Source organism: Microbispora oryzae (assembly GCF_017896165.1).
Classification (GTDB): Bacteria; Actinomycetota; Actinomycetes; order Streptosporangiales; family Streptosporangiaceae; genus Microbispora; species Microbispora oryzae.
In genome coordinates, this window is sequence record NZ_JAFCNB010000032.1 from 1 (window position 1) to 14,576 (window position 14,576).

Annotated in this window: 12 protein-coding genes; 10 read left to right on the forward strand and 2 right to left on the reverse strand. The window is 69.9% G+C overall.

What is annotated here, in order from left to right; translation table 11 throughout:
- A partial coding sequence (locus JOL79_RS31860; RefSeq protein WP_210159651.1) for a cellulose binding domain-containing protein occupies positions 1-470 on the forward strand: 470 nt, incomplete at its 5' end.
- Positions 471-573: 103 nt separating this feature from the next.
- On the opposite strand, the gene JOL79_RS31865 is transcribed toward JOL79_RS31860, so the two are convergent.
- A complete protein-coding gene (locus JOL79_RS31865) occupies positions 574-1,617 on the reverse strand; it encodes a LacI family DNA-binding transcriptional regulator (RefSeq protein ID WP_307848838.1) in 1,044 nt (347 codons plus the stop codon).
- Positions 1,618-1,919: 302 nt separating this feature from the next.
- On the opposite strand from JOL79_RS31865, the gene JOL79_RS31870 reads away from it, so the two are divergent.
- From JOL79_RS31870 to JOL79_RS31890, 5 genes are all read left to right on the forward strand, one after another.
- Complete coding sequence (locus tag JOL79_RS31870) at positions 1,920-3,896, forward strand: glycoside hydrolase family 127 protein (protein WP_210159653.1); 1,977 nt, start codon at positions 1,920-1,922, stop codon at positions 3,894-3,896.
- Positions 3,897-4,041: 145 nt separating this feature from the next.
- Complete coding sequence (locus tag JOL79_RS31875; protein WP_210159654.1) at positions 4,042-5,775, forward strand: carbohydrate-binding protein; 1,734 nt, start codon at positions 4,042-4,044, stop codon at positions 5,773-5,775.
- A 95-nt stretch (positions 5,776-5,870) separates the two neighbouring features.
- A complete protein-coding gene (locus JOL79_RS31880; protein WP_210159655.1) occupies positions 5,871-7,163 on the forward strand; it encodes a sugar ABC transporter substrate-binding protein in 1,293 nt (430 codons plus the stop codon).
- An 88-nt stretch (positions 7,164-7,251) separates the two neighbouring features.
- The gene (locus JOL79_RS31885) at positions 7,252-8,238 is read left to right on the forward strand and encodes a carbohydrate ABC transporter permease (protein ID WP_210159656.1); all 987 of its coding nucleotides are present in this window, start codon (positions 7,252-7,254) and stop codon (positions 8,236-8,238) included.
- Positions 8,235-9,056, forward strand: a complete 822-nt coding sequence (locus tag JOL79_RS31890) for a carbohydrate ABC transporter permease (protein ID WP_210159657.1) — start codon at positions 8,235-8,237, stop codon at positions 9,054-9,056. The genes JOL79_RS31885 and JOL79_RS31890 overlap by 4 nt, the downstream gene beginning before the upstream one ends.
- 65 nt (positions 9,057-9,121) lie before the next feature.
- On the opposite strand, the gene JOL79_RS31895 is transcribed toward JOL79_RS31890, so the two are convergent.
- Positions 9,122-10,180, reverse strand: a complete 1,059-nt coding sequence (locus JOL79_RS31895) for a LacI family DNA-binding transcriptional regulator (RefSeq protein WP_210159658.1) — start codon at positions 10,178-10,180, stop codon at positions 9,122-9,124.
- 304 nt (positions 10,181-10,484) lie between these two features.
- Between JOL79_RS31895 and JOL79_RS31900 the strand changes: the two genes are divergently transcribed.
- From JOL79_RS31900 to JOL79_RS31915, 4 genes are read left to right on the forward strand one after another with little or no spacing between them, the layout of a single operon-like run.
- Positions 10,485-11,681: an ABC transporter substrate-binding protein gene (locus JOL79_RS31900; RefSeq protein WP_210159659.1), complete on the forward strand. Its 1,197-nt coding sequence runs from the start codon at positions 10,485-10,487 to the stop codon at positions 11,679-11,681.
- A gap of 6 nt (positions 11,682-11,687) precedes the next feature.
- Positions 11,688-12,656 carry a carbohydrate ABC transporter permease gene (locus JOL79_RS31905; RefSeq protein ID WP_210159660.1) on the forward strand — a complete coding sequence of 323 codons (969 nt, stop codon included), beginning with the start codon at positions 11,688-11,690 and terminating at the stop codon, positions 12,654-12,656.
- A complete protein-coding gene (locus JOL79_RS31910) occupies positions 12,653-13,477 on the forward strand; it encodes a carbohydrate ABC transporter permease (protein ID WP_210159661.1) in 825 nt (274 codons plus the stop codon). Before JOL79_RS31905 ends, JOL79_RS31910 begins: the two co-directional genes overlap by 4 nt.
- 5 nt (positions 13,478-13,482) lie before the next feature.
- Positions 13,483-14,481, forward strand: coding sequence for an ROK family protein (locus JOL79_RS31915; RefSeq protein WP_210159662.1), 999 nt, complete (start codon positions 13,483-13,485; stop codon positions 14,479-14,481).
- The last annotated feature ends 95 nt before the right edge of the window (positions 14,482-14,576 follow it).

Here is a 14,576-nt window from a genome sequence, read left to right on the forward strand (position 1 = left end):
GCAACTACAACAAGAAACAGGCCTACACCTCCGTCCTCGACGCCCTGAACAACGCAACCCCGGTATCGCCGAGCCCCTCGGTGAGCCCCACACGCAGCCCCAACACCTCGCCGTCGGCATCCCCGCCGGTGTCCCCGTCGGCGTCCCCGTCGGTGTCTCCGTCGGTTCCGGTGACGGGTGCGTGTTCGGCGACGATCGAGACGACGAATTCGTGGCCAGGCGGGTTCCAGTCGACCGTGACCGTTCGTGCGGGGAGTTCGGCCGTCAACGGCTGGACGGTGAAGTGGACGTGGCCAAGCGGCCAGACGATCAGCAGTCTGTGGAACGGCACGCAGAGCGTGTCCGGCTCCTCGGTGACGGTCCGCAACGCCGACTACAACGGCTCCATCGCGGCGGGCGGCTCGACGACGTTCGGCTTCACCGCCAACGGCACCGCGGCAACCCCCACCGCCACCTGCACCAGCCCCTGACCTCACGGATGAGGCGAAGATGAGATCGGGCCGGGGCCACAGCCCCGGCCCGATTCGCGCCGTTCGGGGGCGCTGCCGCACCCTCGGACGGCCGGGCGCCGGGTCACCCCAGCGGGGACGGCGCCGTGATGGGCGTGAGCGGCACGGTGGTCGACTCCCGCACCACGAGATGACAGGGGTGGGCGTGGCGGCCGGGCTCGGGGGAGCCGTTGATGGCGGCGAGAAGCTTCTCCGCCGCCGACCGGCCGAGCCCTTCGAGGTTGAGATCGATGCTCGTCAGGGGCGGCTGGGCGCCGTCGATCATCACGTCCCAGTTGTCGAAGCCGACGAGGGCGACGTCCTCGGGCACCCTGCGGCCGGCGGCCCGCAGGGCGTCTCCGACCCCGCGGGCGATCTGGTCACTGCCGCAGAAGACGGCGTCGAACGGCGTCTGGCCCGCGAGCAGGATGCCGACGGCCTGACGTCCCCATACCTCGCTCCACCCGCCGAACAACGGCGGCGCCGCCGGCTCGACCCCCGCCTCGGCCAGCCGCTCCAGCGCCGCGGACGCGCGGACCCGGGCGGAGTTGTGCCGTTCGGGCCCGGTGACGTGCGCGATCCGGGTACGGCCGATGGCCAGGAGGTGCTCGATCGCCTTGCGGGCGCCGCCGACCTCGTCGGGGACCACCGAGCAGTCGTCCGGGTCCGACGAGCTGATGAAGGCGTACACGACGGGGACCGGGAGGCTGACTCCGATGGGCGGCCGCGCCTCGGTCCGCCGTCCGGTGACGATGATGCCGTCGACCCTGCGGCTGAGCAGGGTCCTGACGTAGTACTGCTCGCGAATCGGGTCGCCGCGGCCGTCGCAGAGGAAGATCGACATCTCCCCGGCTCCCAGCGCGTCCTCGGCGCCCATCAGAACGGGGATGCTGAACCGGCCGATCGTGTCCGTCGTGATCATCCCGACCGTGTAGGTCCGGCCGGAGTGCAGGCTGCGGGCGCCGGCGTTCGCCTCGAAGTTGAGCTGCCTGGCCGCCTCCCTGACCCGCGTCCGCGTCTCCTCCCGTAAGGACCCGCGCCCGTTCAGCGCCTTGGAGGCCGTGCCCACCGAGACTCCGGCCAACGCCGCGACGTCGGCGATCGTGGCGGGACGCGCCAGCTTTCCCACGTTTCCTCCGTTTTCCGGTGACTGTTGCCTAGTCCACTGTATAGCCACGACACCGGTGTCCCGCTCGCCCAGGTAACAAGGCGGAAACGTGCTATTGACGAGGCATGGGCGCGTTGGTAGCTTTTCGGCAATCGTTTTCCTGATTGCTTTGCCGCTTGCTGTGGCATCATCGCCGGCTCCTCTCTTCGCAGTCTTCCAGGGGCGTGTCCGTCTCCGGAAGGGCCAGCCGTGTCCCATCGTGGGAGTACGGGGGTTCCGTGACCGCGACGGAGGCGCCGACGTCACCGGACGAGAGATGAGGAATGACAGAGCACAAGCTGTCCGACACGTTGGCCGCGCCCGGCGCCCGGACGGACGTGGGGCCGGCCGTCCCCGCGCCGGGCGCCGTCGGCGCGCTGCGGCCGCTCGGCCTGGATCAGGCCCGGCTGCGCCCCGACGGCCTGCTCGGCCGGTGGCGGCGGCGTAACGCCGAGGACACCCTGCCGCACTGCGTCGACAACCTCCACAGCCAGGGCAACATCGGCAACCTCGCCGCGGCCGCGGGGGAGTCCGACCAGGAGTTCGCCGGCATGTGGTTCGCGGACTCCGACGTGTACAAGACGCTGGAGGCGGCGCTGTGGGAGCTGGCGACGTCCCCGGCCGACGCCGGTCTGAAGGACTTCGTCGACACCACGACGGCGCTGCTGGCCCGTGCCCAGCAGGCGGACGGCTACCTGAACTCCCACTTCACCATCGCCGCCCCGGAGAAGCGGTGGCTGAAGCCGGACTGGAGCCACGAGCTCTACTGCGCGGGCCACCTCATTCAGGCGGCCGTCGCCGCCGGCCGCACGGGCGGCAGCCCGGAACTCGTGGCCGTGGCCCGGCGGTTCGCCGACCTGATCGTGGAGCGGTTCGGGCCGGAGGGGGTCGAGGAGGTCTGCGGGCATCCGGAGATCGAGACGGCCCTCGCCGAGCTCTACCGGCTGACCGGCCACCGGCCCTACCTCGACCTGGCGCGGCGGTTCCTCGACCTGCGCGGGCGCGGGCTGCTCGGCCCCGGGCGGTTCGGGCCCGTCTACTACCAGGACCACGTGCCCGTGCGCGATGCCACCGAGGTCGCCGGCCACTCCGTGCGGCAGCTCTATCTCCTGGCCGGGATGGTCGACGTGGGCGTGGAGACCGGTGACCGGACCCTCCTCGACGCCGCCGAACGGCTGTGGGAGGACGTCTTCCACACCAAGACCTACGTCACCGGCGCGCACGGGTCGCGTCATCGGGACGAGGCGTACGGCGACCCGTACGAGCTGCCGCCGGACCGGGCCTACGGCGAGACGTGCGCCGCCATCGCGAGCTTCCAGTGGAACTGGCGGCTGCTGCTGGCGACCGGCCGGGCCCGTTACGCCGACGAGATGGAGCGGGCGCTGTACAACGCGATCGCCCCCGCGTTGTCGGCGGACGGAAGGCATTTCTTCTACTCCAATCCCCTCCAGCTGCGCACCGGCCACGCCGGTTCGGGCGAGGAGGCGGCGGCGCGGCGGCTGCCCTGGTACTCCTGCGCGTGCTGCCCGCCCAACATCGCCCGGCTGATGGCGTCGTTGCCCGGATACGTGGCCACCGCCGACGCCGGCGGCCTCCAGATCCACCTGTACGGCGACGCCTCCCTCGACACCGGCGTCGCGGGCCGGCCGGTCCGGGTGGAGATGCGCACCGATTACCCGTGGCAGGGCCGCGTCGAGCTGACCGTGGAGGACGAGGGCGGCCGGGACGAGGACCCGTGGACCCTCGCGCTGCGGGTGCCGGCCTGGTGCGACACCTATGCCGTGAGCGTGGGCGGCGAGACCGTCGACGTCCCCGTCCAGGACGGCTACGTCCGGCTCACCCGGGTGTGGGCGCCGGGCACGACCCTCGTCCTCGACCTCGCCATGCCGGTCCGCCGGCTGAGCGCCCATCCGCGGGTCGACGCGGTGCGCGGATGCGTCGCCCTGGCTCGCGGTCCCGTCGTGTACTGCCTGGAGCAGGCCGACCTACCGCCCGGCGTCGTCCTGGAGGATGTCTGGCTGGACCCCGCGGCGCCGGTCGAGGCGGCTCACCGGGACGATCCGGCCGGCATCCCGGTGGTCCTCACCGCGGGCGGCCGGCTCGCCGGCTCCGGTGACGCGCTGTACACCGCCCTGGACGAGTCCGGGCCGGGCCGGGAGACAGGCGCACCGCTCGCGCTCACGGCGGTGCCGTATTTCCTGTGGGGCAACCGGAGCGAGGGCCCGATGCGGGTCTGGATTCCGCTCGCCGCCACCGGATGACCACGGCGGGCCGTGCCGGCGCTCGCCGGCAGGGCCCGCCCGCATGGGGACCGTCTCACGGCTTCCGCCGGATTCGGGGGAGACGGTCCCGTTCCACCTCCTGCTCGACACCCCCCACATGAGCACAGAAAGAGCGAGGTAGTTCATGCGCAGACCCCGAATCACGGCGCGAGGCGCGCCCGGGGTGACCAGGGCGCCGCTGACGGCGGCGCTGTTGACCACGGGCCTCGGCCTGGTTTCCGTGGCGCCGGCGGAGGCCGCGGGCGCCACCCTCACGGTGAACGTGGCGCAGCCCTTCCGGCCGGTCACGCACGTCGCCACCGGCGGCCTGTACGGCCTGGCGGAGAACGGCAAGCCGGCCGACTCGACCCTGTTGCCGCTGAAGGTCAACTCGCTGACGCAGCCCGCTCCGGGGGTGGGGCAGCGGCCCAACGGTCAGCCGCCGGGTGGTGATTCGCTGCTGGTGTCGCCGCAGGCCACCCGGGTCGGGGCGGGGGAGTACATCCGGATGCCGGACATCTACCCCAATTTCCCCTACAAGTGGGTGAGCTGGAACGACTGGCTGGCCAAGGTGGACACGATGGTCCGGGCCCGGCTGAACACGACCTCGGCGACCAACATCGTCGGCTGGGAGCTGTGGAACGAGCCGGACTGGACCTGGAACACCTCCGCCGCCGGGGCCTTCAGCGACGGCTGGACGCGCACCTTCCGGGCGGTGCGGGCGCTGGACGCCGCGACGCCGATCGTGGGGCCGAGCATCTCGTACTACAACCGGTCGTGGATGTCGTCGTTCCTGACCGCGGCCAAGGCCGCGAACACGCTGCCGGACATCATCTGCTGGCACGAACTGGGCAGTCCCAACAACATCGCCGCCGACATCGCCGACTACCGGGCGCTGGAGTCGTCGCTGGGGATCAGCCCGCGCCGGATCTCGATCAACGAGTACGCGGCCACCAGTGAGGTGGACGTGCCCGGCCGGATCGCCAGTTATGTGGCGAAGTTCGAGCGGGGCGGGGTGGAGACGGCGCATCGGGCGTTCTGGTACGAGTACGGCACGATGAACGGCCTGGTGGTCAACAACAACCAGCCGACCGCTTCGTGGTGGCTGTACAAGTGGTACGGCGACATGGCGGGCCGGATGGTCACCACGACCCCGCCCAACCAGACCGGGCTGGACGGCTTCGCCTCCTACGACAGCACCCGCAAAATCGTCAACGTGGTCCTCGGCAACGACTCCGGCACCAACACGGTCCGGCTGACCGGCATCGGCGGGCTCGGCCCGTCCGTCCAGGTGACGCTGCAGTCCACTCCGTCAAACGGGCGCTTCACGGCTGTGACGGCTCCCACTACGATCTCCACGAGCACCTACACCGTGAGCAACGGGGAGATCAGCGTCTCGGTGCCCAACATGTCCGCCACGAGCGCGTATAACCTGGTCGTCCAGCCAGCCAGCGGGGTGCCCTCCTACCAGCAGAGGTACGAGGCGGAGGGCGCGTCGGTCTTCCGCGCGCAGCGGCTGACCTCCTCCAGCGCGTCCGAGGGCGGCTACGTCGGCCGCATCGACAACAACACCGGCACGCACAGCACGGACAGCTACGTCGACTTCGTGGTGAACGTGCCGACCGCCCGGGCGTACACGATGACCATCGGTTACGCCAACGCGACAGGGGCGACCTCCACCCAGGGCCTGGCAGCCAACGGCGGCGCCTGGACCACGGTCAGCTACCCGCCGACCTCCGCCTGGGGCCAGTTCGGTGCCACGGTGAGCAAGTCGATCAACCTTCAGGCCGGATACAACGTGATCCGCCTGGCCAAGGGATCCCCCGGCTTCTCCGGTGGCACCGGTTACGCCGAGCTGGACTACATCCAGCTCACCTGAACGGCGCGGTACGGGCTCGCGCTCCGACCGGTGAGGGCCCGCACGGTCCGAACGACTATTTGAGCCGGTGATCCGGCGTCGAAAGGAAGAGATAGATGGAATCACGCCAGCTGGGACGGCGTAGCCTGCGGGCGGCCCTCCTCGCCGTCACGATGGTGGGCGGCGTCGCCGCCTGCACGTCGGCCCCCTCCACCTCCGACTCCGCCGCGGACGCGGGTGCGAGCGCCGGGGCGAGCCAGGCCGCCGGGGGCGGAACATACACGATCTGGGACCCGTACCCGCAGTTCGACGACTCCTCCGACTGGGTGAAGCTGCTCACGCAGTGCGGCACGGACGCCGGGGTGACCGTCAAGCGGACCGGTTACGACACCACCGACCTGACCAACAAGGCGCTGCTGGCGGCGCAGCAGGGCAACTCGCCCGACGTGCTGATCGTCGACAACCCGGTGGTCTCGACGCTCGCCGACGCCGGCGTCCTGACGACGACGGAGGAGAGCAAGCTCGACACCTCCGCGATCTCACCGAACCTGCTGGCGGCCGGCCAGATCGGCGGCAAGACCTACGGTGTGCCGATCGGGGCGAACACGCTGGCGCTGTTCTACAACAAGGAGGTGTTGAAGAAGGCCGGGGTGGACGCGGAGTCGGTGAAGGACTGGGCGTCGCTGACGGCGGCGCTGGAGAAGGTGAAGGCGGCGGGCAAGAAGGGGATCACGTTCTCCGCCATCGGCACCGAGGAGGGCAGCTTCCAGTTCCTGCCGTGGTTCTGGGGCTCGGGCGCCCAGCTCACCAAGCTCGACTCCGCCGAGGGCGTGGCCGCTCTCTCGCTGTGGACCGACTGGGTGAAGAAGGGCTACGCCCCCAACTCGGTCATCAACAACACGCAGACGACCAGCTGGCAGGAGTTCGCCACCGGTGACTTCGCGTTCGCCGAGAACGGCACCTGGCAGCTGGGCAACGCCAAGAAGGCCGGCTTCACCTACGGCATCATTCCGATCCCGGCCAAGGACGGCGGCACCGCGCCGGCGCCGACGGGCGGCGAGTTCGTCAGCATGCCGGTGCAGCAGGACACCGGCCGCTACGCCACGACGCAGAAGCTGGTGACGTGCCTGACCAGCACCGACAACTCCTACACCACCGACACCACGCTGTCGTACATCGCGCCGACCGACGCGGTGCAGACCAAGCAGGTCGAGCAGAACGCCGAGCTGAAGGTGTGGGTCGAGGCGGTCAAGGCGGCCAAGGGCCGGACCAGTGACAACCTCGGCACGAAGTACCCGAAGATCTCGGAGCCGATGTGGAAGGCGATGCAGGCCGCGCTGAGCGGCTCGCAGCCGCCGCAGGAGGCACTGACGGAGGCCCAGACCGCCGCCGCGAGCGCCACTCAGTAGGACCGACGTGCGGCCGGGGGAGGATTCGGGGCGCGTCCGCGCCCCGGATCCTGGGCCGCCCGCTGGTCACTGTCAGATGAAGGACAGCATGAATCACGCAACACAGACGCCGTCTCCGTCCGTCTCGGGCGGCGGGCGGAAGCGGGTCCCGCCTCCGCCGTCCCAGGGCAGGCGGCGCGCGCCGGCGCGCCGCCGGTGGACCGGGCAGTTGGCCGCGTGGGCGTTCCTCGCGCCAGTGGTGGTCTACCTGCTCGCGTTCTACGCCTATCCGCTCTACCGCAACGTCGACCTGAGCCTGCGGAACTACACGGTGCGGTCGTTCGTGCAGGGCAACGCGCCGTTCACCGGATTCGCCAACTACACCAAGGTCTTCGAGAACGCCACATTCGGGCCGGCGCTGTGGCACACGATGGTGTTCACCGTGGTGTCGCTGGTGTTCCAGTTCACCATCGGGCTGGCCCTGGCGGTGTTCTTCACCCGGAACTTCCGGCTGTCGGCCACGTTGCGGGCGCTGTTCCTGGTGCCGTGGCTGCTGCCGCTGATCGTGTCGTCGTCGACCTGGTCGTGGATGCTCAACAGCGACTCCGGCGTCGTCAACGCGTTCCTGCACATGGTCGGGCTGGGGCCGGTCAACTGGCTGACCTCTCCGGACTGGTCGCTGTGGTCGGTGACGATCGCCAACGTCTGGATCGGCATCCCGTTCAACCTGGTCGTGCTCTACAGCGGCCTGCAGGCGATCCCTTCGCACATCAACGAGGCGGCCCAGCTCGACGGAGCCACCAACTGGCAGCGGTTCTGGAGGGTGACCTTCCCCCTGCTCCGGCCGGTCTCCGCGATCACGCTGCTGCTCGGGCTGGTCTACACCCTCAAGGTGTTCGACATCATCTGGATCATGACCAAGGGCGGGCCCAGCGACTCGTCCACCACGCTGGCCACGTGGTCCTACCGGCTCGGCTTCGGCAACCTGCTGCCGAGCTTCGGTCCCGGCGCCGCGGTGGGCAACCTGCTGATCGTGATGGCGCTCGTCTTCGGCCTGATCTACATCCGTGTGCAGCGAAGGCAGGGACTGTCATGACGGCGACCCGACGCGGCTGGTGGCGGACCGCCCTGGGCCTGGTGCTCACGGCGCTGATGCTGTTCCCGGTCTACTGGATGATCAATGTGTCGTTCACCAGGGACCAGGACATGCGCAAGTCGCCGCCGTACTGGTTCCCGGTGAACGGGACGTTCGAGGGCTACCGCGCGGTGCTCGAACAGCAGGGGCCCTACCTCCTCACCAGCCTGATCGTGGGGCTGGGCACCGTGCTCCTGACCCTCGTGGTCTCGGCGCCGGCCGCCTTCTCGCTGGCCAAGCTGCGCCCGCGCGGCGGCGGGGTGCTGAGCTTCGTGCTGCTGATCGCGCAGATGATCCCGGGGATCATCATGGCGATGGGGTTCTACGCCATCTACCTCAGCACGGGCGTGCTGAACACCGTGCCCGGCCTGATCGTGGCCGACTCCACGCTGGCCGTGCCGTTCGCCGTCCTCATCTTCACCACGTTCATGTCCGGAATCCCCGAGGAGCTGATGCAGGCCGCCCGGGTGGACGGCGCCACGCCGCTACGGGTGTTCTGGTCCGTCGTGCTGCCGATCAGCCGGAACTCGATCATCACGGTGTCGCTGTTCGCGTTCCTGTGGGCGTGGTCGGACTTCATCTTCGCCAGCACGCTCGACCAGGGCGGCGCCGGCCAGCCGATCACCCTCGGCATCTACCACTACATCGGCAACAACAACCAGCAGTGGAACGCCATCATGGCCACGGCCGTCGTGGCGTCCATTCCCGCCACCGTGCTGCTCGTCATCGCCCAGCGCTACGTCGCCGCGGGCGTCACGGCCGGCGCGGTCAAGGACTGAACGCGCGCGCTCCGCGGGGACGACGGCCCTGCGGAGCGCCATCGTCCGTTCCGCCTCGGCCCGTCTCACGCGCCCGGCGGCGTCACGGACTGGCGCTCGCGTACGGGCATCGGAACCCGGTGCACGGCGCCCTCAGGATGGGGGTCCGCCTTGTCCCGGCCGATCTCCTCGAACAGCACGTCGACGGCCCTGCGGCCCAGTTCGTAGTGGGGGAGGGCCACGGTCGTCAGCTTGGGGCGCATCCACGCGGCGATCGGGTGATCGTCGAAGGAGATCACGGACACGTCCTCGGGCACCTTCAGCCCGAAGTCGTCGAGCGCCTGGTAGGCGCCCAGCGCGAGCCGGTCGTTGAAGCAGATCAACGCGCGGGGGCGGGTGGTCTCGAGCAGCGCCCGGGTCGCGTCCAGGCCGTATTCGGGCTGCCAGTCGGGGCATGACCGGCCGCCGGCCGGCTTGATCCCCGCCTCGCCGAGCGCCTCGCGGATGCCCCTGAGCCGTTCCACGGCCGCGACGCTCTCCGGCGGCATGTCCCGCGCGCCGAGACCCACTCCGATCAGGTAGATGCCGTCACGGTGGCCGGCCTCCAGCAGGACGCGCACGGCGGTGCGGCCGGCCTCGACCTCGTCGGGGACGACGGCGGGCAGGATCGACGGCTGCTTGGGGAGCGCGTTGAGCAGGACGGCCGGGATCGCCGCCATCCCCTTCGGCACCCTGATCGTCCGCGTGAACATCGAGGCCAGGATGATCCCGTCGACCTGACGGTCGTGCATGGCGTGCAGCAGGAGACGTTCGAGCTCCGGGTCGCCCTCCGTCTCACCGATGAACAGCATCACGCCGCGTTCGCGCGCGGCCTCCAGCGCTCCCTTGATCATGTCGCCGGCGAGGCGCGAGGTCGCGACGGTGTCGGAGACGAAGGCGATGGTCCGGGTGGTGCCGGTGCGCAGGCCCACGGAGACTATGTTGGGCCTGTACTGCAACTCGTCGGCCGCCTTGAGGACGCGCTGCTCCACATCCTGAGAGATGCGCAGCTCACGCCCCCTGCCGGACAGGACGAGCGACGCGGTGGTCCGGGAGACACCGGCGATCTTGGCGACGTCCGCCAGCGTGACCCGTCGTGGGCTCACAGAGAGACCTCCTGCGTTGTGGGGGTTGACACCCTGCGACACGCATGGTGAGACTATCGCATTGCTAATCCGATTTAGCAAACCTGAGTCCGGGGCCCCGGCGTTCGCCGGCGTGCCCCAATCAACCGAGGAGACGCAGATGTCGCGTCGAGTTCGCCCCCGCTGGAACGGGGCGGTGCTTGTGGTAGCCATAGGGGGAACGCTGGTCGCCGGGTGCGGGGGACCTGGCAGCGACGCGCCCCAGGCGGAGGCCAGTAGCACAACCCTCTCGAGCGCGCCGACCTGCGGCACGGCACCGGTCACGATGAAAGGCTATTTCGAGACCGGCTTCCCCCTGCCCAAGGCGCTCACCACCGAGTTTTCCAAGCAGTTCCCGAACGTCAAGTTCGACATCCGTGAGGACCAGTTCGCGGTGATCACACAGAACGCCCCGCGCGTCCTGGCCGACGATCCGCCGGACCTCATGCGGCTGCCCCAGGTCTCCGAGCTGGTCAAGAACAACCTGCTCAAGAACCTCGACGGTTACGCGAAGGCGTTCGGCTGGGACTCCTGGCCGGCCTCGCAGCTCGCGCAGATGCGGCTCGGCCCCGGCGGGCGGACGCGCGGCGAGGGATCGCTGTACGCCATGGGCCTCAACTTCAGCATGACCGGCGTGTTCTACAACAAGAAGCTCGCCGAGAAGATCGGGATGTCGTCGGCGCCCACCACCCTGGCGGAGCTCGACGACGCCATGGCGAAGGCCAAGACCGCCGGCATCACGCCGATCACCCAGTTCAACGGCGGAGCCACGGGCGGCCTCGCCTTCCCGCTGCAGGACCTCATGGCCGCCTACGGTCCGGCCGGTCCGATCAACGACTGGATCTTCCAGAAGCAGGGGGCGACCATCGACACGCCCTCGAACCTGCAGGCCACCCAGCACCTCGAGAAGTGGATCAAGGCCGGCTACTTCCAGAAGGACGTCAACGCCGTCGACTACGCGACGATGATGAGCCGCTTCATCGGCGGACAGGGCCTGTTCATGTTCAACGGCGACTGGGAGTCGGGCAACCTCGACAAGCAGATGCCGGGCGACGTGGGCTTCTTCCTGATGCCTCCGCTCGAGAAGGGCGGCAAGCAGGCCGCGATGTCGGCCCCGCTCACCTACGGGATCAGCTCGCGCGCGAAGAACGCCGACTGCGCCGCCTTCTTCCTCAACTGGGTGGCGACCAACCCGCAGGCGCGGGACATCGACGTGAAGATCGGCGGGTCGCACCCAATGGGGTCGGCCGACGCCTCCATGCCGGAAGTCACCCCCGGCACGGTGACGGCGAGCACCCTGGAGGCGGGCAAGAAGATCGGCGAGGACAACGGCGCGATGGACTTCATCGCGAACGCCACCGGCGCGATCTACGCCAAGAGCTGGACCCCGCAGTTGCAGAAGCTCGTGGCCGGGCAGCAGACGCCCGACGCGCTGCTCAAGTCGGTGCAGAGCGACTACCAGAGCCAGGTCGGGGGGAGCTGAGCACCGATGGCACGGCCGACTCCCGACACCGCGGCCGACCCCTCCAAGGGTCGCCATGGGCCGGCAGCCGTGGCGAAGACGAGGAGCCCCGCCCGCGCGGCGGGGCTCCGCACGCCGAGTTGGGTCGGCTGGCTGTTCGTCGCACCGGCGCTCGCCTTCTACGTGGTCTTCGTCCTGCGCCCGATCGTCCTCACGGTGCAGTACTCGCTGTACCGCTGGGACGGCATCGGCCCGTCCACCTGGGTGGGACTGGCGAACTACGGGAAGGTCTTCACCGACCCCGACCTGTTCGACTCCATCCTCAACGCGGTCAAGCTGATCCTCTTCTTCAGCGTGATCCCCGTCCTGCTCGGCCTCGCGATCGCCTCGACGATCCGGCGCATCGCCACCAGCAGGCTCGCGCTCGTGGCGCGGACCGTGCTGTTCCTGCCGCAGGTCATCCCGCTCGTCGCTGCCGGCATCGCCTGGACCTGGGTGCTGTCGTCGACCGGCGTGGTCAACCAGGTGCTGTCGCACCTCGGCCTCGGCGGGGTGACCCGCGCCTGGCTGGGCGACTTCTCGACCGCCCTGCCCGCGGTGGGCGTGATCGGCGCGTGGGTGCTGCTCGGCCTGTGCACGCTGCTCCTGCTGGCCGGCATGAGCCGGATCGATCCGGCGCTCTACGAGGCCGCCCGGCTGGACGGCGCGGGATCGATGCGTGAGTTCCTCTCGATCACGGTGCCCATCCTGCGGCAGGAGATCGGCGTCTGTGTGACGGTGACCGTCATCGCGGCGCTGGCCAGCTTCGACATCGTCTACATCTCGACCCAGGGCGGTCCGGGCAACTCGACGATGGTCCCCGGCCTGGAGATCTACTACCTGGCCTTCTCCGAACGGCAGGTGGGCATGGCCTCGGCGCTGGCCGTGGTCCTCATGGTGCTGGTTCTCATCTGCGCCCTTCCCATCCAGTGGCTCACCAAGGACAAGAACTCATGATCGTCGGACGCCGGGAGGTGTGGACCGGAAGGCTGCTGCTCGTCCTGTTGATGGCGGTCACGGTCGTGCCGTTCATCAGCCTCTTCGTCACGGCCCTGCACCCCTCGGGCAGCTACCCGCTCGGGCTCGACTGGCCGGGCGATCCGCACTGGGACAACTTCGTCAAGGCGTTCGAGGCCGCGAACATGGGTGAGCTGCTGAAGTCGAGCACGCTCATCGTGATCGGCGTGGTTCCCATCTCGCTGCTCCTGGCGACGCTCGCGGGCTTCGCCATCGGCCACCTGCGGATGGCCGGGCGCAACGTGGTGTTCCTGACCTTCGTGCTCGGCCTGACCCTGCCGTTCGAGGGCATCATCACGCCGCTCTACTACCAGGTGCGCGACCTGGGCCTGCTGAACACGAGGTGGGCCATCATCCTGCCGCTCATCGGGCTGTTCATGCCGTTCTCCGTCTTCTGGATGCGCGCCCACTTCGTGAACATGCCGCAGGAGCTGACCGAGAGCGCGCGGATGGACGGCGCCAACCTGTGGCAGCTGTTCTGGCGCGTGCACGTGCCCCTGGCCATGCCCGCGCTGTCGTCGCTGGCCATCCTGCTGTTCCTGTGGACCTGGAACCAGTTCCTGCTGGCGATCGTGCTCGTCGACGATCCGCTGAAACGGACCATGTCCGGCGCCCTGGGCGCGTTCCAGGGCCAGTGGGGCACCGACATCCCGCTGCTCTCCGCGGGATCCCTGCTGATTCTGGCCCCCACACTCGCGATCTTCCTCGTCTTCCAGCGACGCTTTGTCACGGCTCTGCTCCAGGGTTCGCTGAAGGGATGACGAAGATGACGGGAACGGCCCCGATGTACGGGGGAATCGAGGCGGGCGGCACCAAGTGGGTGTGCGCGGTCGCCGACGCCGACGGGCACCTGCTCGCGACCGAGGTCATACCGACGACGACGCCGGAGGAGACCATCCCCGGCGCGATCGGATTCTTCCGGCGCCACGGGACGCCGGCCGCGGTCGGCGTCGGGACCTTCGGGCCGGTCGACCTGCGGCCCGGCTCGCCGACATACGGCTACATCACGAGCACGCCCAAGCCGGGCTGGGCGCACACCGACGTCGTCTCGCCGCTGCGCGAGGCGCTGGGCGTCCCGGTCGGCCTCGACACGGACGTGAACGCCGCGGCGCTGGGCGAGGGGCGGCGGGGCGCCGGATCCGGGCTCAGCACCATTTCGTACATCACCGTGGGAACGGGCATCGGCGCGGGCGCCCTGGTGAACGGCCGGCCGGCGCACGGTCTCCTGCACCCCGAGTTCGGCCACATCCTCGTCCCCCACGACCGGGCCCGCGATCCGTTCGCCGGAAGCTGTCCCTATCACGGGGACTGCCTCGAAGGGCTCGCGTCGGGCGAGGCCATGCGCCGGAGGTGGGGACGCCGCGCCGAGACGCTGGACGACGCGTGGGCCTGGGAGCTGGAGGCGGAGTATCTCGCCCTGGCCGTGCTCAACCTGACCTACGCCCTGTCGCCCGAGCGGGTCATCGTGGGCGGGGGCGTGGCGAAGCACCCCGCCCTGCTCGCCCGGGTGCGGGCGCGTCTGCTCGACCTCGCCGCCGGCTATCCCGCGACGCCCGCGCTGACCGATCCGGCGGCCATGGACGAGTACGTGGTCGCCCCCTCCCTCGGGGACCGCGCCGGCGTCATCGGGGCGGTCGAACTCGCCCGCGACGAGCTGCGCGACCCGGAGGACGGAGCGGGAACACATCCCGGCCGCGAGGACGCGGCCGGTGTCGACGACGCGCGGGGAAACCCCGGCGCGGATGAGTTGGAGGTCTATCAATGACAGCACGGGGGCGGCGACGCGGCGCTCCGACAGCGCCGCGCGGCTCCGGTCGCCGCGGTGCGCTCGCCGGCGGTCGCCCGCGCGGTGAGGGCGCC

Bases quoted from the DNA above. Each gene is read 5' to 3' on its own strand.
- JOL79_RS31885 (WP_210159656.1), top strand. From the start codon at position 7,252: ATGAATCACGCAACACAGACGCCGTCTCCGTCCGTCTCGGGCGGCGGG.
- JOL79_RS31870 (WP_210159653.1), top strand. From the start codon at position 1,920: ATGACAGAGCACAAGCTGTCCGACACGTTGGCCGCGCCCGGCGCCCGG.
- JOL79_RS31900 (WP_210159659.1), top strand. From the start codon at position 10,485: ATGAAAGGCTATTTCGAGACCGGCTTCCCCCTGCCCAAGGCGCTCACC.
- JOL79_RS31905 (WP_210159660.1), top strand. From the start codon at position 11,688: ATGGCACGGCCGACTCCCGACACCGCGGCCGACCCCTCCAAGGGTCGC.
- JOL79_RS31910 (WP_210159661.1), top strand. From the start codon at position 12,653: ATGATCGTCGGACGCCGGGAGGTGTGGACCGGAAGGCTGCTGCTCGTC.
- JOL79_RS31890 (WP_210159657.1), top strand. From the start codon at position 8,235: ATGACGGCGACCCGACGCGGCTGGTGGCGGACCGCCCTGGGCCTGGTG.
- JOL79_RS31875 (WP_210159654.1), top strand. From the start codon at position 4,042: ATGCGCAGACCCCGAATCACGGCGCGAGGCGCGCCCGGGGTGACCAGG.
- JOL79_RS31880 (WP_210159655.1), top strand. From the start codon at position 5,871: ATGGAATCACGCCAGCTGGGACGGCGTAGCCTGCGGGCGGCCCTCCTC.
- JOL79_RS31915 (WP_210159662.1), top strand. From the start codon at position 13,483: ATGACGGGAACGGCCCCGATGTACGGGGGAATCGAGGCGGGCGGCACC.